The following is a 24,918-nucleotide window of genomic DNA, read 5'->3' on the forward strand; positions in this document are numbered from 1 at the left end:
GCGCGGCTGGCGTCCACTTCAATACGGAACTACTGCCCAAATAAGTGCCGCTACGGCGATTTCAAGGGGTTTGGGCTATGCGTTCCATCATTTTTTTTAATCGCAGGGCCTTTGGGTTTCCTTTGGGTTCCTTTGGGTTCCTTCAGGCCACCGCATTACTTACATCTTTCTTACTTCGGTGCCGAAACGGTCACGAGCGCCGGACGCAGTACGCGGTCGGCGATCACATAGCCCTTTTGCAGCACGCTGACCACCCTGTTCGCTTCCTGCTCGGACGGGACCATCGAGATGGCCTGGTGACGGTGCGGGTCGAACTTCTCGCCCACGGGGTTGATCGCGAGGACCTTGCCCTTCTCGAGCGCGCCGGTGAGCTGCTTGAGCGTGAGTTCGACGCCTTCGTTGACCTTGGCGAGGTCGTCCGAGTTATGGGCGAGAGCGGCTTCGAGGCTGTCCATCACCGGCAGCAGATGCTCGGCGAAGTTTTCGATCGCGAACTTGTGCGCCTTGGCGACGTCTTCCTGCGCGCGGCGGCGTACGTTCTCGGTCTCGGCCTTGGCGCGGACGAAGGCGTCCTGCAATTCGGCGACTTTCGCTTGGGCTTCGGCCAGTGCGGCCTCGGCAAGCGCCGCTGCGTTCTGGTCCACGCCGCCTTGGGCTGCCTGCTCGGCCGCTTCAGCCGCCTGGGGCTGGGCTGCCTGCGACGCCTCGTCCGCGGGCGTGGGGTTCTGGCTCGTCGGGTTCTCTTGCGTGTTTTCCATGTCGCTGAACGTCGTTGAATAGTGAAAAAGGGAACAAAGCTTCGGGCGCCATGACGCGGGCCGCTCTACTGCGCCTGGGCCGTTGCGCCGACGCGACAGAGGCTTCGGACATCGCGAGAGCACATGGGTGCCGGATCGCTTGTTTCAAGAGGCTCTTGCGGCTTTTTTATACAGAAAATCAAGCCGCGCAATCGCCCGTAACAATCATTACTGCAGCGCCGCAAAAATGAAATTGAGTAAGGGACATCCCTGACCTACACTCAGGAACAGGTGCTGCTCATGACGCGTTTACCCTGAGGCCGGCACCGCACCGAGTGGGCCCACGGACAGCACCTTTTGTAGCAGCATCACCGCACATAAAAACGCTATCCGGGCCTCGAGACTGGCTGTTTTGCTGCGATCCCAAGGGGAGTACCGTGAAACTGACCTTTGCCATATCGGTGGTCGCGCTGGTACTCATCGCCGGGACTACGACCATCTGCATGTCGGGCGCCGTGAACGAAAACACGACGGAATACGGGGGCGTCCACGCTACGATGGAAGCGCTCTTCAACCCTCACGCGAAAATTTGTCGATAGTGCGGCGGTCGCGCTTGGTCGGCCTGCCCGGCAACACGGCAGCCGGTTCGCGAAAGAGCCGGCGCCGGTCCTGCTCCGCCGCGCGCCGCTCGCGCCCGGCTTCAGTTTCCGCATAGAGCGTCTGCGCGATGCTGGCGGGGCCGCGCATCTCGCAAATGCCCAATACCTGCACTTCCCAGACCACATGATCGATCTCGATTTCGACGAGGTCGCCCACGCGCACGTCCTTCGATGCCTTCACGGCGTCGCCGCCAATGCGCACGCGCCCCTTGCCCACGGCGTCCGAGGCGAGCGAGCGCGTCTTGAAGAAACGCGCCGCCCATAACCATTTGTCGATGCGCAGCCGCGCGCCAGGTTCGGTCGAAATCTTGTAGTTCATCAGAAGCTTTCCGGATGCGCCGCTCAGTTCACGCTCAGTTCACTGGGTCAGGCCACTGCGCCAGCCGGCGCCGCGGCTTGCACGGGCCAGCCCTGCAGGTGCTGCGCAACAATCTCGCCCAGCGCCGCGATCCACGCCGGCGAGGCATTCAGGCATGCTATGCGGTGAAACTCCTTGCCGCCGCCGTGCAGGAACTCGTCGCGCACTTCCATGCCGATTTCCTCGATGGTTTCCAGGCAATCCGCCGTGAAACCAGGGCAGAACACGTCCGCACGGTGCACGCCGCCCGCGCCCAGTTCCCGCAGCGTGGGCGCCGTGTATGGCTGGAGCCATTGCGCCCGCCCAAAACGCGACTGGAAGGTCACGCGGCATTCGACCGGCGTTAGCTCCAGCGCGTGCATGAGGAGCGCGGCCGTTTGCTGGCACTGGTCGTGGTACGGGTCGCCCAGATCGAGCGTACGGCTCGGCACCCCGTGAAAACTCAGCACGAGCCGGTCGCCCGCCGCGAAATTGGGTTTGCCGTGCGCGTGCCAGTACTGGTGCACCTGCGCCGCGAGCGCCGCGATATACGCCGGATGGTCGTGATAGCCGCGCACCGTGCGGATTTCCGGCTGGTTGCGCATGCGGCGCAGCGCGGCGAAGGCCGCGTCGAACGCCGTGGCCGTGGTCGACGCCGAGTACTGCGGATACATCGGCATGAGCAGGATGCGTTCCGCGCCCGCGAGCTTGAGCTGGTTCAGCATCGCCGGGATGTCGGGCGTGCCGTAGCGCATCGCGTAATCGACGAGGACCGTGTAGTCGTTGATTTGCAGCAGATGGCGCAGGCCGTCGGTCTGCTTCTGCGTATGCACGCGCAGCGGGGAACCCTCGGGCGTCCAGACCGCCGCGTACTTCTTCGCCGACGACCGGCCGCGAAACGGCAGGATCAGCGTGCGCAGGATGACCTGCCAGATCGGCGCCGGAATCTCGACCACGCGCGGATCGGACAGAAACTGCGCGAGATAGCGGCGCACGGCGCGCGGCGTGGGCGCGTCCGGCGTGCCCAGGTTGATGAGCAGCACGGCGACGCGATGCGCCGCGGCGGACTGCGAAGGCCGCTCCAGGTCGAAACGCATAGGCGATCAGTGGCGCCGCGCGAATGCGCAGCAACGGTTGCATGAAACAAGCATTATAGCGGGCGGTCCTGGCGGGCCAAACCGGACCCGCGACGCTGCGGGTGACCACCGCGCGTTGGCCATTCGGCCGATGGCGCGCACCATGCCTTTCGAGGGATGATCGTCGGAAAGGCGGGGGTGCCCGATGCGGCGCTCAGTTCTGGCTGAGCGTGAGCGAGAGCAGGCGCGCCGTGATGTCGACGATCGGAATCACGCGGTTGTACGCCATGCGCGTCGGTCCGATCACGCCGAGCGTGCCGACGATCTTGCCGTTCACCTCGTAGGGAGCCGTCACCACGCTCATTTCCTCGATCGGCACGAGTTGCGACTCGCCTCCGATGAAAATCTGCACACCCTGCGCGTGGCTCGAGACGTCGAGCAGCTGCAGCAGGCTGGTTTTCTGGTCGAATACGTCGAAGAGCTTGCGCAGGCGCGCCATGTCCGAGGAAAGGTCGGCCACTTCGAGCAGGTTGCGCTCGCCGGAAATGAGCAAGGTGTCGCCGCTTTCGGGCTCTTCGGTGCTCGCGGTTACGGCCGCGTGCATGAGCGTGGTCATGTCGCCGCGCAGCGCGTCGATTTCCTCGCGCAGGCGGCGGCGCACCTCGTCGAACGACAGGCCCGCGAAGTGCGCGTTAATGTAATTCGAGGCTTCGATGAGCTCGGAAGGCGTGAAGTCGCGCTGCGTCGCCATGATGCGGTTCTGCACGTCGCCTTCGGGCGTCACGATGATGAGCAGGATGCGCTTGTCGGACAGGCGCATGAACTCGATCTGCTTGAACACGTGGCTGCGCCGGGGCGTCAGCACCACGCCCGCGAACTGCGAGAGGTTCGAGAGCACGCTGGCCGCCGCCGCCACCACTTTCTGCGGCTCGCCGGGGCGCAGCGTGGTCTTTACCGCCCGCGTGAGCGCGTCGTCGTCCGAACTGGGCTCGACGGTGAGCATGGTGTCGACGAACAGGCGATAGCCGCGCGGCGTGGGCACACGCCCGGCCGAGGTATGCGGGCTGGACACGAGACCCAGCTCCTCGAGGTCCGACATGACGTTGCGGATCGTCGCCGGGCTCAGTTCCAGGCCGGAATAGCGCGACAGCGTGCGCGAGCCGACCGGCTGACCTTCGGCGATGTAGCGCTCGATCAGCGTCTTGAGGAGGGTTTGTGCGCGGGGATCTAGCATGACTCAAAATTTTAGCCTAATGGCGGGTTGGCCGCGAGTGCGCCGCCAGGTCGGGCCCGACGGGCAGGCCCGCAGCGCGGGGCGGCCCGGTTTCGCCCGTTGCCGCCGGGCATGTTGCATTGCACATCGTCTGGCACATCGCGCGTTGTCATCGCCGTGTCACCGGCTTAGGGCGGGAGGGCGCGGCGCGCAAGGCCTGGCGGGCCGCGCCCGGCTTGCGCCAGGTTCTTTTCGTGACCTGACTATGGTGTAATGCCGGCATGCAGATCCAGAAGATCCAGAGCCAGTTCAAGACGGTTGCGCTCGTTGGGCGCAGCAATACGCCGGGCATTGCCGAGCCGCTGACGGCGCTCGCCCAGACCATTTCGAAGCGCGGCTTCGAGGTCGTGTTCGAAGCGCAAACCGCAGAGGAAATCGGCGCGCAAGGCTATCCCGCGCTGCAGCCGTCCGAAATCGGCGCGCGCGCGGACGTGGCCGTCGTGCTCGGCGGCGACGGCACGATGCTCGGCATCGGCCGCCAGCTCGCGCCCTACCGCACGCCGCTCATCGGCATCAACCACGGGCGGCTCGGCTTCATTACCGACATCGCGTTCTCCGAGATGCAGGAGGTCGTGCCGCAACTGCTCGCGGGCTCGTTCGAGCGCGAGGAGCGCTCGCTGCTCGAGTCGCGCATCACCCGCGACGGCGACCCGATCTACCACGCGCTCGCCTTCAACGACGTGGTCGTGAACCGTAGCGGCTTTTCGGGCATGGCCGAACTGCGCGTGAACGTGGATGGCCGCTTCATGTACAACCAGCGCTCAGACGGCTTGATCGTCGCGACGCCCACGGGCTCGACCGCCTATGCGCTCTCGTCGCAGGGGCCGATCCTGCATCCGCAGCTGCAAGGCATCGTGCTCGTACCGATCGCGCCGCACGCGCTCTCGAACCGCCCGATCGTGCTGCCCGACGACTGCAAGGTGAGCATCCAGATCGTGGCGGGCCGCGACGTCAACGTCAACTTCGACATGCAGTCGTTCACGGCGCTGGAGCTGAACGACGTGATCGAGGTGCGCCGCTCGCGCCACACGGTGCCTTTCCTGCACCCGGTCGGCTATAGCTACTACCGCACGCTGCGCAAGAAGCTGCATTGGAACGAGCACCCCTCGCTGCAGGGCGATCCGGAGGACTAAACCCGCGTCTTAGCGTGAAGCGCGCGCGTGCGTTGCCATGCAGCCAGCAGTCCCACGGTAGTCAAAGCCAACCCAAAAAAGCAGAACCAGACGCCATGCTTCGCCATCTCTCGATTCGCGACTTCGTGATCGTCGCCGCGCTCGACCTCGAATTCGATAGCGGTTTCACCGTGTTTTCCGGCGAAACCGGCGCGGGCAAGTCGATCCTGATCGATGCCCTCGCCCTCACGCTCGGCACGCGCGCCGACGCGAGCGTCGTGCGCACCGGCGAGGCCCGCGCCGACATCACCGCCGAGTTCGACGTGCCCGCGCATGCCGCGCTTTGGCTCGACGAGCAGGCGCTCACGAACGGCGACGGCGAGCACACGGTCATGATGCGCCGCGTGGTGGACAGCGGCGGGCGCTCGCGCGCCTTCATCAACGGGACGCCCGCCACGCTCGCGCAACTGCGCGAGCTGGGCGAAATGCTGGTGGACATCCACGGCCAGCATGCTCACCAACTGCTCATGCGCCCCGACGCGCAGCGCGAACTGTTCGACACGCACGCGGGCCTCACGGATCTCGCCGCCACCGTCACGCGCGCGTGGCGCGAGGCACGCGACGCGCGTCTCGCCCTGCAGAGCGCCATGTCGCGCGACCGCGAGCTGCAGCTCGAGCGCGAGCGCCTCGCGTGGCAGCTCGCCGAGCTCGACAAGCTCGCGCCGCAGCCGGGCGAATGGGAGGAAGTGAACGCGGAGCACGTGCGGCTTTCGAACTCGGCCAACCTGATCGAAGGCGTACAAGGCGCGCTCGCGGCGTTATCGGAATCCGACGAGGCGATGCTCTCGCAGCTGAACTCGATCGTCTCGAAGCTGCGCTCCCTCGCCGAAGTCGACGCCGAACTCAACGACGCCCTCGCCGCGCTCGAACCGGCCGCGATCCAGATCCAGGAAGCGGCGTACTCGCTCTCGCACTACGCGCAACGCCTCGATCTCGATCCGCAACATCTCGCGCAGGTCGAACGGCGCCTCGACGCGCTGCATTCGACGGCGCGCAAGTTCCGCCTGCCGGCCGAAACGCTACCTGAGGAACACGCGTCGCGCCGCCAGCAGCTCGCGGCACTCGATGCCGCATCCGATCTCGACGGCCTGCGCGCCGCCGAGCAGAAGGCGCAGGAAGCCTATCTCGCGCAGGCACGCCAGCTCTCGAAGGCGCGCGCCAAGGCGGCGAAGGCGCTCGGCTCGGCGGTCACGCAAGGCATGCAGGAACTGTCGATGGCCGGCGGCAGCTTCGAAGTCGCGCTCGTGGCGCTCGGCAGCAGCTCGACCGGCGAGCCGATCGGCGGGGCCCATGGTCTGGAGCAGATCGAATTCCGGGTGGCGGGCCATGCCGGCGTGCCGCTGCGCCCGCTCGCGAAAATCGCCTCCGGCGGCGAACTCGCACGCATCAGCCTCGCGCTTGCCGTGATCGCGAGCGCGGCGAGCCCCACGCCCACGCTGATCTTCGACGAAGTGGATACGGGCATTGGCGGCGGGGTCGCCGAAGTGGTGGGACGTTTGCTGCACCAGCTCGGTCGCGCGCGCCAGGTGCTGTGCGTGACGCACTTGCCGCAGGTCGCGGCGCGCGGCGATCACCACTTCCAGGTGGCGAAGTCCGGCGACGGCAACGGCGGCACGGTCTCGGCCGTCACGCCGCTCGACAGGGGCGGCCGGGTGGAGGAAGTCGCGCGCATGCTGGGCGGGCTGGAGATTACCGCGACGACCAGGCGGCATGCGAAGGAGATGCTAGCGGCTTGAGCTTCCCTGCCTCGTTGATACAACCCTAAATATTGCCTCCAATCAGTCCGAATTTAGGTCTATATTTAGTCCTATTGACATGCCAGCCCGAGGAACGGAGATGAAGCCCAGCCAGGTGAAGCCCATTAGCTATCTGAAGAGCCACGCCGCTGAGATCGTCCGCGAGATCACGGAAAGTGGCGAGCCGATGCTGATCACCCAAAACGGTGAAGCCCGGGTCGTCGTGCAGGACGCACAATCCTACGAGGATATGCAACAAACGTTAGCACTTCTGAAGATTCTGACGCTAGGGCGCAAGGACATCGAAGCCGGTCGCTACATTCCGGCGAGTGATGTTTTCACTGAACTGGAGCAGATGGACAAGGACGACGGTATTGCATGAAGGCCGTCTTCCTCCAGTCGGCGCGGACCGACATGCAAGACATTCGACGTTACGTGATCGCCAAATTCGGCCCGAAGGCCTGGCGTGAAACATCGGCGAAGATTCGCGACGATATTGAACAACTCGAGGCATTTCCCCGAAACGGGCACGTTCCCCCTGAGCTCGCGGAACTGGGCTCTACGAACTATCGGCAGATAGTAAGCGGCATGAACCGCATCATCTACGAGATTGACGATCCGATGATCTATATCCATTTGATCGTCGACACCCGCAGAGACCTGAAGGACGTTCTGGCCAGGCTTTTGCTGCGGCCCTAAGCCTCCCGCGCTCCCCGAACACGCGCTTCCACAACGCCAGCACCGCCTCGCGCTCGCGCTCCACACGGGCCGGATCGACACGCGCCTTCTCCATACCGTCGAGCCGCAACTGATGCTGCAGCTTGCGATACAGCCGGTACGCGGAGCCTATCGTCTCGGCCTCCTCCTCGCTCATGAGCCCGAAGCGCGACACCTCGCGCAGCAACGCGATGTTGCCCGTGTTGCGGATCAGCTCGGGGTCCTGCGCCGCATGCAGCAGCACCCAGTACTGCACGAGAAACTCGATGTCCACCATGCCGCCGCGGTCATGCTTCAGGTCGAAGAGTTCGGTGCGGTTCGGGTGGCCGTCTTCCACGCGCTGGCGCATCTCCACGATTTCCTTCGCGAGCGGCGCGGCGTCGCGCGGCGTGGTCAGCACCTGCACGCGGATCGCCTCGAAGGCGCTGCCGATCGCCACGTCCCCGGCCGAGAAGCGCGCACGCGTGAGTGCCTGGTGCTCCCAGACCCACGCCGTGTTCGCGGCGTCGCCCTCGCGCAGCTGGTAGCGGCGGAACGCATCGAGGTCGGTCACGAGCAGCCCGGACTCGCCGTTCGGCCGCAGGCGCAGATCGACGTCGAACAACGTGCCCGCGCCGGTGGCCGTGGTGAGCCACGTGATGAGGCGGCGCGCGAAGGTCGCGTAGATCTCCGAGGCGCGCTCGTCCTCGTCTTCGTACAGAAAGATGATGTCGAGGTCCGACGCGTAGCCCAGCTCCTTGCCGCCCAGCTTGCCGTAAGCGATCGCCGCGAAGCGCGGCACCTCACGATGGCGTTTGGCGAACTGCTTCCACACGGTCTCAATGGTCACGCCGAGCACGGCGTCGGCAAGCTCCGAGAGCCGGTCGCTTACGTGCTCCACCGAGAGCCGCCCCGCCAGGTCGTTGAGCAGGATGCGGAACACCTCGGCCTGGTGCGCGTGACGCAGCAGATCCATCTGCTGTTCGACGTCGGCGGCGGCCGCGAGCCGTGCGCGCAACAGACGCGAGAATTCAGGCCAGTCGAAGGGCGATGCAACTGCCTCGTCGTCGAGCAGTTCGTCGAGCAGTTGCGGATGGCGGATCAGATAGCCCGCCGCCCAGCGAGAGCCGCCCAGCACCTTGAGCACGCGGCTCAGCGCATCCGGATATTCGCAGAGCAGCGCGAGATACGCGCCGCGCCGGATCACGGCTTCGAGCAGGTCGAACATGCGCGCGAGCGTGTCGCCGCGCCGCTCGCGCGGCTCGAGCGTGCGTGCAGCTTCGAGCGCGCGCTGCGCGACGCTGTCGAAGCGCTCGCGGCTCTTCTCGGGCAGCCCCGCGTAACGCGCCGACTGCCAGAGTCCGCGCAGGCGCGCGAGCAGCGGCGCCGGGTCGTCGATACCCAGTTCCGTGAGACGTTCGAGCAACGAGTCTTCGGCGCCCTCTTCCATGAGCGCACCGCTCCAGACCCATGCCGCCGCGCCGTCTTCCGAGGCGCCGCAGCCGCCCTCGCCGCCCATCTTGTCGGAGAAGATCTGCACGAACTGGCGCTCGACGTTGTCGCGGTGGCCGTCGAGCGTCGTCATCAGCGCGGCGTAGTCGGCAAAGCCCATCGACTTCGCGAGCGCCGCGCGCTCCTCGGCGTCGACAGGCATGGCGTGCGTTTGCGCATCGTCGCGGTATTGCAGGCGATGCTCGAGGTCGCGCAGGAAGTTATAGGCGCGCGCGAGCTCGCCGCACACCTCCGGCGCGATCAGTCCGCGCGCGGCGGCGTAGCCGAGCACCGCGAGCGTCGGGCGCACGCGGAAACCCGCGTCCTGACCGCCGCGAATGAGCTGGAACACCTGGGCGCTGAACTCGATCTCACGAATCCCGCCGCGCCCGAGCTTGATGTCGTCGGCCTTGTCGGGGCGCATCATGGCGCGCCGCTGCGCTTCCTGGCGAATCTGCAAGTGCAGCGAGCGGATTGCGCTGATCACGCCGAAATCCAGGTAGCGCCGGTAGACAAATGGCTTCACGAGCGAATCGAGCTGACGGGCAAGACGCAGCGCGCTGTCGCTCTCGTCCTCGGAAACGAGCCGCCCCTTGATCCACGCATAGCGCTCCCACTCGCGGCCCTGCACGTAGAAGTACTCTTCGAGCATGCCGAGGCTGCACACGAGCGGCCCGGAGTCGCCGTTCGGGCGCAGACGCATGTCCACGCGAAACACGAAGCCATCGGCCGTCACGTCGGAGAGCGCGGCGATCAGGCGTTTGCCCACGCGCGTGAAGAAGTCCTGCGTAGCGATAGGCGCGCGCTGGCCTCCCGTGGTTTCGCCGTCGTCCTCGTAGACGAAGATCAGGTCGATGTCGGATGAAACGTTCAGCTCGCGTCCGCCCAGCTTGCCCATCCCCACCACGCCGAGCGTGAGGCGCTCGCCGCCCGGGCCGCGCGGCTCGCCGAAGAGCGTCTCGAGGTCGGCGCTCACGCAGGCGAGCGCACGCTGGATCGTGACTTCGGCGAGATCGGTCATGCTGCCGGTCACTTCGGCGACGTCGGCCACGCCGCCGAGATCGCGCTCCATCACCGCGCAGATCACTTCCACGCGCAACTGGCGCAGGACCTTCTTCAACTGCTCGTCGTTGAGCGCTGCGCCAGGTGCGGCGTTTGCTTCGGCGAGCAGTTCCCCGCTCAACGCGTCGAGCCGCGCGACGATGCGTTCGCGCGAGAGCGGTGCCGCGGCCAGCGCTTCGACCTGCGCCGCGAGGCCAGGGCGCGCGGCGTAAGCCCGTGCTGCATAGCGGGAATAGCTGGAACTCAGAAGAGGGATGTCAGTCATGAAGTGCTGCTTGCCGGGAAGGCTCGCTGTTCGCTGTTGTGTCGCTGCGCGCGCCTGGGTTGATGACGGTGTCGATGCGACGATGCCGATCTCGACGGTTCGACCGCGAGGGTTCGCCCCGCGCCACGCATGCACCGCCCACCGGCTCTCGCGGTCCGTCTCGCCGATGCGTCCGGCATAGCCGCCACTGCAGTGCAAAAAATCATGCGTGTCACGCGCCGAGCGGCCATCCCGGCTTCCCCGGATGGGCCTTCTGACGGCCCTCTGTGATACATTTCGTCGTTAGAACGCAACGCTACCATACCCCACCCGCCGCAGCATGTCCGAGCGAAACGATCACGCCGGCCTACCCCAATCTGGACATGCCAGCCAGGCTACCGAGCCAGGGGGTCCGCACCATCATCACCCGGTCCTGCGCCATACACTGCGCGTGCTGGCGATCATCGCGCTCGTCCTGTATTTCCTTGTCTCTGTCCTGCTGCTCGGTCTGCGCTACGTCGTGCTGCCATACGTGGACAACGTGCGTCCGCGCATCGAGCAGCTCGTCTCCTCGAAGATTCACGCCGAATTGCGCATCGGCAAGCTCGCGCCGCACTGGTCGGGCTTCCAGCCCGGCATCGACGTCACTGATCTGACGATTCGCGACCGCCACGGCAACATCGCGCTCGACGTGCCGCACGCCACGGCTTCGGTGTCGTGGCGCTCGGTCGTGCTGCTCGAACCGCTGCTCTCGAGCATTGTGGTCGAGCAGCCCGACGTGCACATCGCGCGCGAGGACGACGGCACGCTCACCGTGGCGGGCGTGCCGGTGCCCACCGCACACACGGGCAACGCCACCTTCACGACGTGGCTCATGCGCCAGCAGGCCGTCGTGCTGCGCGGCGGCACGCTGCGCTGGCACGACGCCACGCGCGACGTGCCCGACCTCGCGTTCTCGCACATCCGCCTCGCGATCCTCAACGACGGGTACGATCACCGCGTCGCGCTCCAGGCGCCGGCCGAGGGCACCGTGCTGCACGGCCCGCTCGACTTCCGCGCGCACTTCACGCACGCGCGCTACGCACAGGCCGGCAAGCCGATCAGCTGGACGGGCGACACCTATCTCTCGACCGGCCCCGTCGATCTGCCCACGCTCGCGCGCTACATCAACTTCCCGATCGCCACCTACGCGGGGCGCATCGACAACTCGATCTGGGCGCACTTCTCGAACGGACGCATCCTCGAAGCGAGCGGCGCGCTGGAAGGCGCAAACATCGCGCTGCGCACGCGGCCCACGCAGCCGCTGCTCGACATGCCGGTCGCGAGCTTCCACTGGAGCCTCGGCATCCAGCCCGACGACTACGCGCTCAAGCTGCGCGACTTGCACGCGGAACTGGGCCAGCCGCCGCTCGACGACGGCACGCCGCTCACGCGCTCGCTCGCGCTCACGACGCTCGACGCGCGCTTTCGCCAGCAAACGCTCCAGCACGGCCAACTCATGAGCGTGCGCGGCGACCGCATCGATCTCGGCATCCTCGCCGAGTTCATGCGCGCGCTGCCGCTGCCCGGTCGCGTGCAGGGCGCGCTCGTGCGCTTCGACCCGCGCGGGCTGGTGGCGAACTACGACCTCTCCCTCGAGCGCGCGAAGCCCGAGTCGGGCGAAGCGGCTGCCGAGCAGCGCTCCACCAGCGTCGAGCCGGTCACCCACTATCGCTTCAAGGGCGACCTGCAGGGCATCAGCATGAATGCGCAGGAGCCGGGGCCGGGCCTCACCCCGCGCGGCCACCCGCGCGCGGGCCTGCCGGGGGTCGAGAATCTCTGGGGGCACATCGATGCCGACGAGTCGCACGGCACCATCGACCTCGACACGAACAGCGTCGCCATCACGCTGCCTGGCGTGTTCGATAATCCCCGCCTCACGTTCGACCGGCTCTCGGGCGCGGCCAGATGGACCGTGGCCGCTGAGCGCGAGCCCGGCAACCGGCTCAAGGCATTCACCGTCGATGTCGCGAACCTGGGCATCGAGAACGCCGACGCGCGCGCGAAGATGACCGCGCACTACACGAACCCCGGCAAGGGACGCGGCTCGCTCGACCTCGTCGCGCATTTCGATGAGGCCAAGGTCAAGGCCATCCCGCGTTACCTGCCCACCGCCATCAGCGAGAAGACGCGCATCTATCTCGGCCACGGCCTGCAGGCGGGCCTGTCGAAGGGTGCGACGATCGAGATCCACGGCGACCTCACCAAATTCCCCTACTCGCGCGACCCCGACGCGGGCCAGTTCCGCATCGTCGCGCCGTTCACGGGCGGCCGCTTCGACCCGTCGCCGTTCCCGCCGCGCACGATGCGCAACGGCGCACCGAACGTCTGGCCGGCGTTCGACGGCATCGACGGCGTGTTCAAGCTGCATGAGAACAAGCTGCGCTTCGACGTCGATCGCGGCCACTACCGCAACTTCGTGCTGCGCAACGTGAGCGGGCGCATCGAGGAACTGGGCATCAAGGGCTCCGATATCGTGATCGAGGGCAGCGGGCGCGGGCCGCTCGCGGACCTGCTCGACTACGCGGACAACAGCTCGATCGGCTATATGTCGAAGCACGCCACCGCGAAGGTGCGCGCGCAAGGGCAGTCCACGCTCGCACTCAAACTCACGATCCCGCGCCATCCGATGCCGAAGGTGCTGCTCGCGGGCGCCATCGGCTTCGAGAACAACACGCTCACCGCGAAGAACGTGCCGCCGGTCTCGAAACTCACCGGGCAGGTGCGCTTCACGAACCACAGCGCCAATGTCGACCGGCTTACGGCGCGCTTTCTCGGCGGCGATCTGCGCGCGAGCGGCGGCATGCGCGACGACGGGCACTATAAGGTGGACGTGGCCGGCGACGTCGCGGTCGATGCGGCGCGCGGGCTGGACCTGCATGGCATGGCGGCGGCGGCGCTCGGGCGCCTGTCGGGCGCGGCGCCCTACTCGCTTTCGGTAGCCGGCCAGCGCGGGCGCCTGCCCGACGTGAAGGCGAACGCCGATCTCACCGGCCTCGCGCTCGACCTGCCCGCGCCGTTCGGCAAGGCCGCCGGCACGCCGATGCCGCTGAACTTCGAATTGCAGCCGGGCACGGGCACGCCCGCCGAATCCGCCGTCGGCGCCGATGCCAGGGCCGACGACGCCGCGTTCGAACATGCAGAACTCACGCTCGGGCCGCTCGCCGCGCGTTACGTGATGCGCCGCCATCCGGGTCACGTACCGGAAGTCGTGCGCGGCGCGATCGGCATGAACCGCCCGGCCGATCTACCGTCGGAAGGCGTGGCCGCCGCCGTCGACCTGCCCGCCTTCGACGCCGACGCCTGGCGCGCCGTGGTGCAGCAGTTGCGCGGGACCGCGGCGGCCCAGGCCCAGGGCGCGACGCCTGCGAGCGCGGCGGCAAGCGGCGCGCGGGCGGCGGTTCCCCCGCCGCGAACCGCCGCAGAACGAGCGGCCGAGCGGATGGCTCAAAATCAAGACGCGGCCCCGGACGCAACCTCCGAATCTGCGCTGCCCAGCGCCGCGGCTGCCGCGCCGCAAATCCCGGCATCGGCCACTACGGCCACCACGGCGGCCGCGCCAACCGCCGCCTCGTCACCGCTCGCCCCCAACGGCGCGGTCGGCCAGTTCCTGCCTTCGCGCTTCGCGGTCCACGTCGGCACGCTCACGCTGCTCAAGCGCCACTGGGAGAACGTCGTGCTCGGCGCATCGCGCACCGGCGAGCGCGGCAACGAATGGCAGGCCAACGTCGCCTCCAACCAGGTCTCGGGCCACGTCTCGTGGAAGCCGGGCGCCGTGCCGGGCGCACCGGGCACGCTCGAAGCGCGGCTCGCGCGCCTCACCGTGCCCGCCGCCACCGAAAACGACCTGCTCGGCCAGGCGATGTCGCAGCCCGCGCAGAACATGCCGTCGATCGACCTCGTCGTGAACCAGCTCATCGTGCGCGATCGCGACCTCGGCCGTCTCCAGGTCAACGCGCACAACTTCGACGACAACGGCGTGCCGGTCTGGCAGCTCGATCAGCTCGACATCAGCAACCCGGACGCGCACCTCACCGCCACGGAAAACTGGCGCGCGGTGGGCGACACGGCAGCCAGCGAGGATTCGGCCGCAGCCGGCATGTACACGGCGCGCCGCACGGCGCTCGATTTCCATCTCGACATCAAGGACGCCGGCGCCCTGCTCCAACGCGCCGGCCGGCCGCATGTGCTCAAGAACGGCTCGGGCACGCTCGCGGGCAACCTGGAATGGCAAGGCGGCCCCACGCGCATCGACTTCCCGTCGCTCAACGGCAACCTCACCCTTGACCTGCGACACGGCCAGATCCTCAAGGTCGATCCGGGCGTGGCAAGGCTGCTCGGCGTGCTGAGCCTGCAAAGCCTCGCGCGCTTCCTCACGACGGACTTCCGCGACGTCATCGGCGAAGGCCTGCCCTTCACGAGCGCGACGGCCACCGCGCAGATCCAGAACGGCATTGGCAGCACCAACGATTTCAAGCTCGTCACCGCCCCCGGGCGCGCGACGATGGCGGGCAGCGTCGACCTCGCGCACGAAACCCAGGACCTGCACGTGCACGTGGTGCCGACGGTCAGCGCGGGCGCGGGCGTAGTCGCGGCGGCCATCATCAATCCGCTCTTCGGCCTCGGCGCGCTGATCGGCGACGTCGTGCTCTCGCAAACGCTCGAGCACGCCTTCGCGATGGACTTCGCGATTACGGGCCCGTGGGCCAAACCGCACATCGAGCGGCTGCATGGCGATCAGGGTAAGATGGACGCGCAGGCGCCGGCCGCAGTGCACTGAATTGCGCACTGAGTTGCCGCCAGGTGCGCCGCGTCGTGGGCACGCGGTATGCGTGCCATGCATCCCGAACCCTATCAAGATCTGCCGATGAGCGCTCCCCCCCTCGACCCGTTTCGCGTCGCCGCGCTGCAGATGGTCAGCACGCCCGAGCGCGATCGCAATCTCGCCGAAGCGGACCAGTTGATCGCCGAAGCCGCCGCCGCGGGCGCGCGCCTCGTGTTGCTGCCCGAATATTTCTGCTTCATGGGTCACAAGGACAGCGACAAACTGGCGATTCGCGAGCCCCACGGCGACGGCCCCATTCAGCGTTTTCTCGCCGATGCCGCAAGGCGCCATGACGTGTGGGTGATCGGCGGCACGTTGCCGCTGAATGCGCCCGAGGAAACCCGTGTGCTCAATACCACGCTCGTGTTCGACCCGAGCGGCGAGGAGCGCGCGCGTTACGACAAGATCCACCTCTTCAATTTCGAAAAAGGCGCCGAATCGTTCGACGAAGCGCGCACGATCCGGCCCGGCGCCGAGGTGCGCACGTTCGAGGCGCCGTTTGGCCGTGTCGGCCTGTCGGTCTGCTACGATCTGCGCTTTCCCGAGCTGTACCGGCGCATGGGAGACTGCGCACTGATGGTCGTGCCTTCAGCGTTCACTTACACCACCGGCCGCGCCCACTGGCAGCTCCTGCTGCGCGCCCGCGCGATCGAGAACCAGTGCTACGTGCTCGCCGCGGCGCAAGGCGGCACGCACGAGAACGGCCGCCGCACATGGGGCCACAGCATGCTGGTCGACCCGTGGGGCGAGATCGTCGACGTGCACGACGAAGGCCCGGGCGTGGTGGCCGGCGACATCGACCTCGAGCGCATCGCCAGCGTGCGCGCGAGCCTTCCGGCGTGGCGTCACCGCGTGCTCGACTGCGCATGACGCGCGTAACGCATGCAACGCACGCGACGACTGGCCCCGCGAATGAACCCCATCGAATTCCACGCGAGTTCTCCGTTTAAGGCGCTTGATTTCGCAGCACCGCGCCCGAATCTCCATTGACAGACTTTATCGTTGATCCCACAGAGCGCATGAACATCATCGAACCCGGCATCCGCAATCTGGCGACCGCGAAGGACCTGCTCCTCACGCCCTACGGCCTCGACGAGGCAGTGCTCACGCGCACGCTCGGCGAGATCTTCACGCATCGCATCGACTACGCCGATCTCTACTTCCAGACCACGCGCAGCGAGGCCTGGAGCCTCGAGGAAGGCATCGTCAAGTCGGGCAGCTTCAGCATCGACCAGGGCGTCGGCGTGCGCGCCGTGTCCGGCGAGCGCACCGCTTTCGCCTACTCCGACGACCTCTCGCCCGAAGCGATCCGCCAGGCCGCCATCGCCACGCGCTCGATCGCCAAGGCGGGCGGCGGCAAGCAGAAGATCCAGGTGGCGAAGTCGCTCACGGGCATTACGGGCCGCGATCTGTACCTGCCCTCCGATCCGTTGAGCTCGCTCGACGCCACCGAAAAAGTGAAGCTGCTCGAGCGCATCGAAGAGATGGCGCGCGGGCGCGATCCGCGCATCACGCAAGTCATGGCGGCGCTCGCGGGCGAGTACGACGTGGTGCTCGTGGCCCGCAGTGACGGTGCGCTCGCCGCCGACATCCGCCCGCTCGTGCGCGTCTCGGTCACGGTGATCGCCGAGCAGAACGGCCGCCGCGAGATCGGCAACGGCGGCGGCGGCGGCCGCTACGACTATGGCTATTTCACCGACGACCTCCTGTCGAAGTACGTGGACGACGCCGTGCATGCTGCGCTCGTGAACCTCGAAGCGCGCCCGGCACCCGCCGGCGCGATGACCGTCGTGCTCGGCCCGGGCTGGCCCGGCGTGCTGCTGCACGAGGCGATCGGCCACGGCCTCGAAGGCGACTTCAACCGCAAGGGCTCGTCGGCGTTCGCCGGGCGCATTGGCGAGCGGGTAGCCGCGAAGGGCGTGACCGTGGTCGACGACGGCACGCTGCCCAACCGCCGCGGCTCGCTCAATATCGACGACGAAGGCAACCCCACGCAGTGCACGACGCTGATCGAGGACGGCATTCTCAAGGGCTACATTCAGGACTCGCTGAACGCGCGCCTCATGAAGATGCCCGTGACGGGCAACGCGCGCCGCGAGTCGTACGCCGCGCTGCCCATGCCGCGCATGACCAACACGTACATGCTCAACGGCGACAAGGACCCGCAGGAAATCATCGGCTCGGTGAAGAACGGTCTGTATGCCGTGAACTTCGGCGGCGGTCAGGTGGACATCACGAACGGCAAGTTCGTGTTCTCGGCCTCCGAAGCCTACATGATCGAGAACGGCAAGATCACCTACCCCGTGAAGGGCGCGACGCTCATTGGCAGCGGCCCGGAATCGCTCAAGTACGTGAGCATGATCGGCAACGACATGCGCCTCGATTCGGGCGTGGGCGTGTGCGGCAAGGAGGGGCAGAGCGTGCCGGTGGGCGTGGGTCAGCCGACGCTGCGCATCGACCGCATGACGGTCGGCGGCACGGTTTAAGCGGTTGGCCTGCGCGCATTCCATGCATAGCGATGCGGGAATTCCGCATCGCTATGCGGATTTTCTGCACACGAGTCGTTATTTGCGCAGATAGTCCGCTTTTTTACCGCACCCTGCTTGCCAGCCACGAGACGGCCGGGTTATAAAGGCAATCACCCTTTCGACGTAACGAACGTTCAGACAAGACCGCCATGTTCGCCACGAAGTTTTATTTTTACTTCTTTTGGTATCTCAGACCGCTGGCGGATCGAGAGGGTTGATAGTACGCGCAGGACCCCGAACACACGAGAAACCGCCAGCCAAGTCTGGCGGTTTTTTTTCGCCCCGCAGTTTCGACAACAGTTGCGAGCCGCACCTTCATCTAACCGAATTTGAAGCACCGTCCGAACGACGCACGCTACGCACAGGATCAGGAGAAAACGACCATGCCCCCGCACAACACCGACGATGTCCGCATTCGCGAACTCAAGGAACTCACGCCGCCCGCTCACCTGATCCGCGAATTCCCCTGCTCGGAAGCGGCCTCCACGCTGATCTTCGAATCGCGCCGCGCCATGCACCGCATCCTGCACGGCATGGACGACCGCCTGATCGTCATCATCGGGCCGTGCTCGATTCACGACACGAAGGCCGCGGTCGACTACGCGAAGAAGCTCGTCGAAGAGCGCAAGCGCTTCAAGAACGAACTCGAAATCGTGATGCGCGTGTACTTCGAGAAGCCGCGCACGACGGTGGGCTGGAAGGGCCTCATCAACGACCCGTTCCTCGACAACAGCTTCAAGATCAACGACGGTCTGCGCACCGCGCGCGAATTGCTCGTCTCGATCAACGAGCTGGGCCTGCCCGCCGGCACCGAATATCTCGATATGATCAGCCCGCAGTACATCGCCGACCTCATCTCGTGGGGCGCGATCGGTGCGCGTACAACGGAATCGCAGGTGCATCGCGAGCTGGCTTCCGGTCTGTCGTGCCCGGTCGGCTTCAAGAACGGCACGGACGGCAACGTGAAGATCGCCGTGGACGCGATCAAGGCCGCCTCGCAGCCGCACCATTTCCTCTCGGTGACGAAGGGCGGCCACTCGGCCATCGTCTCGACCGCGGGCAATGAGGACTGCCATGTGATTCTGCGCGGCGGCAAGACGCCGAACTACGACGCGGATAGCGTAAACGCCGCGTGCAGCGATATCGGCAAGGCGGGTCTCGCCGCTCGCCTGATGATCGACGCGAGCCACGCAAACAGCTCGAAGAAGCACGAGAACCAGATTCCGGTGTGCGCCAACATCGGCCGCCAGGTGGCGGGGGGTGACGAGCGCATCGTCGGCGTGATGGTGGAGTCGCACCTCGTGGCGGGCCGCCAGGACCTGAAGGAAGGCTGCGAGCTGACCTATGGCCAGAGCATCACCGATGCGTGCATCGGCTGGGACGAAAGCGTGGGCGTGCTCGAAGGGCTCGCGCAAGCGGTGAAGCAGCGTCGCATTGCGCGCGGTTCGGGCAACTGAGCGCCGCACGCATCGGAGCGCGCGGTGCGGTCATTTAATGCCGCGCTGCGCGTGAATCAAAGCCGCTCTGCGCGCTCGGGCCGCACCGCGCCGATGCACAGATCGGCAATCCCGATCACGTTGCCGATGAGCCTGCCGCGCCGGTCGAGATGCGCCTCCGGGCGCACCGACTTCACGCAGTTCATGCTGAGCGCACGCAGGATGTTGCTGGTCGCTTCCTTGCGCGACATCACGCCCTTGTTGCACAGGTACATCGCGTTGACCACCTGCGAATAGCCGAAGCGGCGGCCCGAAACGCGCCCGCCTCGCAGCCCGAGGTGCACGCCGAGCAGATAGTCGCAGTACACGAGCCCGCCACGGCGCGCGAGGCGCCGCGAGAAGTCCTTGTCTTCCAGCCAGCCGTACAGCACGAGACGCTCGTCGAAGCGCAGATCGGCGATGGCCTGCGCGCGGCACGCCATGTTGCAGCCATACAGTTCCACGCAGGGCCGCAGCGGCGGACGCCGCATCACTTCGGCTTGCGCGCCATCCACGAGCGCGATGGCTTCTTCCCATGCGATCGGTTGCGTGTTCGCACCGTCGCGCAGCGTGCGGCCCGAGACGCCCACGAGATTCGCGTCGCTCTCGAACAGCTCCACGCACAACTCGATCCAGTGACACTCGGGCGCGAAGTCGTCGTCGAGGAAAATCACGATGTCGATGTCCGGTGCAAGCGCGTCGAGCGCGCGATTGCGCTGCACGCTCGAACCCGCCGTGCCGATGATTTCGTCCACGCGCAGACCGTTGGCATCGTAAGGTCCGATGTCGTCTGCGCTGCTGCCCGAAAGGATGATCTGATCCGGCCGCACGGTTTGCCGCGCGAGCAGGCGCACAACCCATGCGGTGGCGGTTGGACGGCCCTTGGTCGCGATCACCACCGCGACGCGCATGCGCGCCTTCGCGCCGTTCGCGGCCACGGAAGACGCGAGATCATCGGTAGCGAGCGTTGTCATCGGTTTCTCCGCATTCCGGTGGTCGTTTCGACTCGAACCGAGGTTAGCACGAGGCCCTCGCGCCGCCAGTCGGCCCGGATTCAAGTTGTCCGAAACGATCTATTCAACGACCGATTCCAACTGTTTGTGAACAAACACGCACGGCGTAGTGCGCCGTGTCTGCATGGCCGCGTACGGGCGAATCTTTTACCGCTTCTTTTTTCCGTCAATAAAATCCGCATTTATTGCACTTTTTCTGCGCATTTATCGATTACGCATCACCCATAGCGCGGCACCCCACGGTAAATTCGTCCAATAGCAATTTTCGGATTCCTCTTTTGATAAGACTCGCCTACAACTGCTAAAAGAGATTCGCGCAAATATGACCGACTAGCCCGCCCCACCGGAAAGATCCTCTCAACATGACTGCGTCGACACGTCAGAGCCAGCCAGTGGAACACGAGATCATCTCTTCCGGGACAACGGTTTGCGAAACCGAATCCGGCGCGCGGCTCAAACGCCCCGTGGTCTTCTACGTGCAGCCGTTGATCGCGCGCTATCGCATCGAAGTCATCGAGTCGCTCAACCGTCTTTTCTCCGTCAAGGTGTTCGCATGCTCCGAGGGCGTGGAGGCCAACGGCTTTTCGCGTGAGAAGCCCGAGTGCGACGAATTCGTCGAAACGCATATCGCGAGTTTCGCGGGCCTGCCCTCGCGGCGGATTCGCCTGCAAAGCCGCGTGCTGAGCCGCATCGTTTTCGAACGTCCCGATGCAGTCCTGATCTTTGCAGACGTTCGCTATCTGTCGCTGTGGCTCGCGCTCCTCGCCGGACGCGTCATGCGCGTGCCTGTGCTCATTCACGGCCAGGGGCTCTACCGGCACGAGAGCGCGGGGCTCGTGCGCACGGTCTGCTACCGCCTCGCGGTCGCGCTCGCCGTGCGCTACGTCTGCTATACCGAGGCTTCACGGCGCTCGCTCGTTGCCATCGGCTGCCCGCTCGCGAAGCTCGTTGTCGCGAACAATGCCCTCACGGTCTCGTGCGGCGTGGAGCCTGCCACCAAGACGGGCGCCGAGAGCGGCGTGCTGTTCATCGGCAGGCTGCGCGAAGGGTCGGAGATCGAACCGCTCATCGACGTGGTCGGGCAGCTTCATGCCGATGGCAACGACATCACGCTCCACGTGATCGGCGACGGCGAGCACGGCGAGCGCCTGAAACGCAAGTACAGCGATCGCAACTACGTGGTCTGGTATGGCGCGGTGTTCGACGACGACGCCATCGCGACCATCAGCCGGCGCTGCCGCGTGGGCTGCTATCCCGGCTCGGCGGGCTTGAGCGTCGTGCACATGTTCGCGTTGAGCCTGCCGCCCATCGTGCACGACCGGCTGCCGCTGCACATGGGCCCGGAGCCGGGTTATGTCGAGGACGGCCGCAGCGGCTTTTTCTTCGCGCGCGACGGCGGCAAAGGAGCGCTTGCCGCCACGCTGCGGCGCATCTGGTCCATGCCGCCCGACGAAATGCGCGCAGCCGCGACCGCCGCGCACGCGGTGTACTGCCAGCTCAACTCGCCTACGCTCGGACATCAGCTCGCGGAGATCGTCGAAGCGGCGCTGCGCGCCTGAATCCCGCTTGAGTCCCTCTGCGCTCAGGCTTATTTCTGCCGCGAGACGCGATACAGCATCCATGCCGCGCACGAGGTCAGCCCGACGGTCATCGACCACGCAACGCCCGTCACACCCCACAGGTGCAACGAAGGCGGCACGGACAGGACGAGCGCCACGACCTGAAGCAGCGACGCCACCGTGACGGCGCGCGCGTCGCCAACCGCGCGCAGATACGAAGCGAGCACCGAGTTGAGCGCGCTGATCGCCATGTTGATGACGAAGATGCGAAAGAGCGGCACGGCCGACAGCCACGCGGCGCCGAGCACGAGCGAAAAGAGCGGCTCGGCGGCGAAGCGCAGTACGATCACCACGCACGCCAGCCCCGCCACGGCGATCATGAGATAGAGACGAAAAAGCCGTGCGGCCGATTGCGGACCGCCGCGATGATGCGCGGCGAACGTGGGGAAAAGATACTGCGACAGAGCGAGCGCGGCGTCGGCGAGCAGCATTTGCGCGAGCTTCGAGGACATCTGCCAGGCGCCCAACTGCGTCGGCCCGAGCAGCTTGCCCACCACCACCTTGTCGAACTGGTTGGTGATGAGAATGATCACGCTGCTCGCCCAGATCCAGCGGCTGAAGCCCACGTAATGGCCGATGCCCGACCAGCGCAGCCGGATCGGCGGACGCGGCGAGAGCGCGATCCACGTGACGACACTCTTGAAGGCCTCGCCGATCATCATGCCGAGCAAGAGCGAGTACGGACCCGCCCCCGCGAGTGCGAGCCCGATGCCGAAAGCGCAGTCGAGACACGAGGACGAGATTTCGATCGCCGCAATGTGCTGGAAGTGGCGCTCGCGCTGCGTGATGAAATACGCGGGCGAGGCGAGCCCGCGCAGGAGCGGGAGCAACGCGGCGAGTTGCACGAGGCCGATCGCGCCGCCCAGGTGGAACTGCGCGTCCATGAGCGGCGCGCTCGCGACGAGCAGCAAACCGATCAGCAGGCCCCGCGTGGCAAGCGTGGTCCAGACGGCGCCGGCCTCCGCGCGCGTGGGCGGCGACTGGCCCTGTATGACGGCCTGCGCGAGGCCGGTATCGGAGAGCGCTTCGGCAATCGCGACCGCGAGCAACGCGACGCTCGCGAGACCGATTGCGGACGGCCCAAGAATGCGCCCGATCACGAGGAACTTGACGGCCACGAGGCCGCGCACGACGACCTGCTGCAGCAACACCCAGGTTGCTGCGCCGGGTCCGAAGCCGGCCTTGATCGGTATGGCTGGCAGCCGCATTACGCGCAAAATGCCTCTCCTGTTGTCGATCTCTGAGTCGGAGCTTTCGCCCCTTTTCCCAGTTCCTTTAAACATGTTTGGGAACGCGTTTTTGCCACCCGTTCTGGACCTTACCGCGCGGCGGCGTACAGGACGCGCCATCTACCAGGTGGAATCAGACGGGGCGGCCATCCGTGGGACGGCTATCCGCGGGGCGGCCTCTCATGGAAAGCCAATGCGCGCGGCAGCAATTCACGAATTTTCAGGCAATCGGCATATCCCCAGGTTTTTTCGGCCACTCTGCCCCGCAATCTGGCGCATGCCGCTTGCGCACCGCTGCTATTTTGTTCGTAATAATGCTCATCGGGCCGCCCGCATGGAAAACGTGTCGATCGCCAGATATCGCAATGCCGCCCCTAACAGCCCGGACTCCGCCGCACTGTGCGACGTCGAGGCCGATACACTCGTGACGTCCGCGCCTGCGGACACCCGTGCGTCGGTTGGCGGCGACTGGATCGCCGTCATCGAGCCGAACTTCACGGGGCACCGCTGGCGCTACGTCGAGTGGATCGCGCAGGCGTGCGTGGAAGCCGGGCACCGCTGCCTCGTCGTCACTGATAACGAGTACGCGGACCATCCGCTCGCGCAGCGCATCGTGCGCGAAGCGCGGCCCGATCTGCGCCTCGTGCTGCTCGACCTGCATACGGTTCCGCCTGGCCCGCATTTCGCCGCGAGCGTGTACATGCGCTTTCGCAACTTCTATGCGCGCGCGTTGCGTGAGGTGGGCAAAACGATGCACGTGCGGCTCGTCATCGCGCCCTACGCCGACTACTTCTTCTACACGCTCGCGGGGTTCGACTCGCCATTCGGCGAGACGCCGTGGATCGCGATCGTCATGGGCATGACGTTTCATCAGGCGCGCATCGGCTTGCGCACGCCGCGCCGACGCTTCGTCGACCTGGCCAAGTCGGCGCTGTTTCGCCGTGCCATGCGCTCGCGCGGGCTGCGCGAACTCTTCACGATCGACCCGACGCTGCCCGACTGGTTCGCGACCACGAAGCCGCAGCGCGCGGCGCCGCTCAGCTACCTGGCCGACCCGTTTCCCGAAATCGAAGCGATGGACCCCGTGTTCGCGCGCGAGCAGCTGAAGCTCGGCGCGCATACGCGCTACCTGCTCGTGTACGGCGCGATCGGCGAACGCAAGGGCATTCGCGAACTGATGCTCGCGCTCGAGCACAAGCCCGACGCGCCGTGCCTCGTGATCGCGGGCCAGCAGGACGACGAAACGCGCGCGTTCATCGACGCTCACGCACCGCGGCTCGCGAGCGCGCCGGTGATCTACAACCAGTTCATCTCCGACGAGATGGAGCGCGAACTCTTTTCCGCCTGCGACGCCGTGTGGCTCGGCTACAAGCAGCACTACGGCATGAGCGGCGTGCTGGTGCAGGCGTACCGCTTCCGCAAGCCCGTGGTGGCGAGCGCTGACGGCCTGATCGGCTGGTATTGCCGCGACGGCGCGCTCGGCCCATTGCTCGACAACCTCGAGCCGGCCACGATCGCACGCGCGCTCGATGTACTCGCCGAGCGTTGGCGCGCAGGTGCGCACGCCGTGCAGCCCACCGGCGAACACCTCCTTTCGTGCAATACGCTCGAGCAGTTCAAGCGCACGCTGCAGGCCGCGATAGCGTGAACGCTCGCAGGAACGCCGTTAAATATTGAGCAACCCGAACCAGTCCGATCCAGTCACGA

17 protein-coding genes are annotated in these 24,918 nt (G+C 66.3%); 10 read left to right on the forward strand and 7 right to left on the reverse strand.

Translation table 11 applies throughout. The features are described 5' to 3' along the window. Positions 1 to 170: 170 nt before the first annotated feature. The 4 genes from grpE to hrcA form a co-directional block, all read right to left on the reverse strand. Positions 171 to 758 carry a nucleotide exchange factor GrpE gene (gene grpE / locus AB3X98_RS11505; protein WP_368607013.1) on the reverse strand — a complete coding sequence of 196 codons (588 nt, stop codon included), beginning with the start codon at positions 756 to 758 and terminating at the stop codon, positions 171 to 173. Positions 759 to 1,307: 549 nt separating this feature from the next. Then, a complete protein-coding gene (locus tag AB3X98_RS11510; RefSeq protein WP_342947693.1) occupies positions 1,308 to 1,715 on the reverse strand; it encodes an RNA-binding S4 domain-containing protein in 408 nt (135 codons plus the stop codon). A 47-nt stretch (positions 1,716 to 1,762) separates the two neighbouring features. Next, positions 1,763 to 2,830, reverse strand: coding sequence for a ferrochelatase (gene hemH, locus AB3X98_RS11515; RefSeq protein WP_069267788.1), 1,068 nt, complete (start codon positions 2,828 to 2,830; stop codon positions 1,763 to 1,765). A gap of 193 nt (positions 2,831 to 3,023) precedes the next feature. After that, positions 3,024 to 4,043, reverse strand: coding sequence for a heat-inducible transcriptional repressor HrcA (gene hrcA, locus AB3X98_RS11520; protein ID WP_028202023.1), 1,020 nt, complete (start codon positions 4,041 to 4,043; stop codon positions 3,024 to 3,026). Positions 4,044 to 4,303: 260 nt separating this feature from the next. Here hrcA and AB3X98_RS11525 point away from each other — a divergent pair, with 260 nt between their 5' ends. From AB3X98_RS11525 to AB3X98_RS11540, 4 genes are all read left to right on the forward strand, one after another. Next, on the forward strand, positions 4,304 to 5,215 hold the full coding sequence (locus tag AB3X98_RS11525) for an NAD kinase (RefSeq protein WP_069267790.1): 912 nt from the start codon (positions 4,304 to 4,306) through the stop codon (positions 5,213 to 5,215). A gap of 95 nt (positions 5,216 to 5,310) precedes the next feature. Further along, a complete protein-coding gene (recN, locus tag AB3X98_RS11530; RefSeq protein ID WP_069267791.1) occupies positions 5,311 to 6,990 on the forward strand; it encodes a DNA repair protein RecN in 1,680 nt (559 codons plus the stop codon). A 100-nt stretch (positions 6,991 to 7,090) separates the two neighbouring features. Continuing rightward, positions 7,091 to 7,372, forward strand: a complete 282-nt coding sequence (locus AB3X98_RS11535; protein WP_069267792.1) for a type II toxin-antitoxin system Phd/YefM family antitoxin — start codon at positions 7,091 to 7,093, stop codon at positions 7,370 to 7,372. Continuing rightward, on the forward strand, positions 7,369 to 7,689 hold the full coding sequence (locus tag AB3X98_RS11540; RefSeq protein ID WP_069267793.1) for a type II toxin-antitoxin system RelE/ParE family toxin: 321 nt from the start codon (positions 7,369 to 7,371) through the stop codon (positions 7,687 to 7,689). The genes AB3X98_RS11535 and AB3X98_RS11540 overlap by 4 nt, the downstream gene beginning before the upstream one ends. Here AB3X98_RS11540 and glnE read toward each other — a convergent pair. After that, a complete protein-coding gene (gene glnE / locus AB3X98_RS11545) occupies positions 7,589 to 10,639 on the reverse strand; it encodes a bifunctional [glutamate--ammonia ligase]-adenylyl-L-tyrosine phosphorylase/[glutamate--ammonia-ligase] adenylyltransferase (protein WP_368607017.1) in 3,051 nt (1,016 codons plus the stop codon). The two genes, AB3X98_RS11540 and glnE, sit on opposite strands and share 101 nt — an antisense overlap. 184 nt (positions 10,640 to 10,823) lie before the next feature. Between glnE and AB3X98_RS11550 the strand changes: the two genes are divergently transcribed. The 4 genes from AB3X98_RS11550 to aroG all read left to right on the forward strand — a co-directional run bounded on the left by AB3X98_RS11550 (position 10,824) and on the right by aroG (position 19,332). Then, positions 10,824 to 15,302 (forward strand): YhdP family protein, encoded by a 4,479-nt coding sequence (locus AB3X98_RS11550; protein ID WP_368607014.1) that lies wholly within the window; start codon positions 10,824 to 10,826, stop codon positions 15,300 to 15,302. A gap of 87 nt (positions 15,303 to 15,389) precedes the next feature. Beyond that, positions 15,390 to 16,217, forward strand: a complete 828-nt coding sequence (locus AB3X98_RS11555; RefSeq protein ID WP_368607015.1) for a carbon-nitrogen hydrolase family protein — start codon at positions 15,390 to 15,392, stop codon at positions 16,215 to 16,217. A 149-nt stretch (positions 16,218 to 16,366) separates the two neighbouring features. Then, a complete protein-coding gene (tldD, locus tag AB3X98_RS11560; RefSeq protein ID WP_069267797.1) occupies positions 16,367 to 17,833 on the forward strand; it encodes a metalloprotease TldD in 1,467 nt (488 codons plus the stop codon). Positions 17,834 to 18,258: 425 nt separating this feature from the next. Next, positions 18,259 to 19,332 carry a 3-deoxy-7-phosphoheptulonate synthase AroG gene (gene aroG / locus AB3X98_RS11565; RefSeq protein ID WP_368606742.1) on the forward strand — a complete coding sequence of 358 codons (1,074 nt, stop codon included), beginning with the start codon at positions 18,259 to 18,261 and terminating at the stop codon, positions 19,330 to 19,332. 56 nt (positions 19,333 to 19,388) lie between these two features. Here the strand turns inward: aroG and AB3X98_RS11570 are convergent, their stop codons facing one another. Further along, a complete protein-coding gene (locus tag AB3X98_RS11570; RefSeq protein ID WP_368606743.1) occupies positions 19,389 to 20,324 on the reverse strand; it encodes a glycosyltransferase family 2 protein in 936 nt (311 codons plus the stop codon). Positions 20,325 to 20,725: 401 nt separating this feature from the next. Here AB3X98_RS11570 and AB3X98_RS11575 point away from each other — a divergent pair, with 401 nt between their 5' ends. Continuing rightward, positions 20,726 to 21,922: a glycosyltransferase gene (locus tag AB3X98_RS11575; protein ID WP_368606744.1), complete on the forward strand. Its 1,197-nt coding sequence runs from the start codon at positions 20,726 to 20,728 to the stop codon at positions 21,920 to 21,922. Between the two features lie 29 nt (positions 21,923 to 21,951). Here the strand turns inward: AB3X98_RS11575 and AB3X98_RS11580 are convergent, their stop codons facing one another. Beyond that, positions 21,952 to 23,199 (reverse strand): oligosaccharide flippase family protein, encoded by a 1,248-nt coding sequence (locus tag AB3X98_RS11580; RefSeq protein WP_368606745.1) that lies wholly within the window; start codon positions 23,197 to 23,199, stop codon positions 21,952 to 21,954. Between the two features lie 355 nt (positions 23,200 to 23,554). On the opposite strand from AB3X98_RS11580, the gene AB3X98_RS11585 reads away from it, so the two are divergent. Further along, positions 23,555 to 24,859 (forward strand): glycosyltransferase, encoded by a 1,305-nt coding sequence (locus AB3X98_RS11585; protein WP_368606746.1) that lies wholly within the window; start codon positions 23,555 to 23,557, stop codon positions 24,857 to 24,859. Positions 24,860 to 24,918: the final 59 nt, after the last annotated feature.

This window comes from Paraburkholderia sp. BR14312 (assembly GCF_040948675.1).
Taxonomy (GTDB): Bacteria; Pseudomonadota; Gammaproteobacteria; order Burkholderiales; family Burkholderiaceae; genus Paraburkholderia; species Paraburkholderia nodosa_A.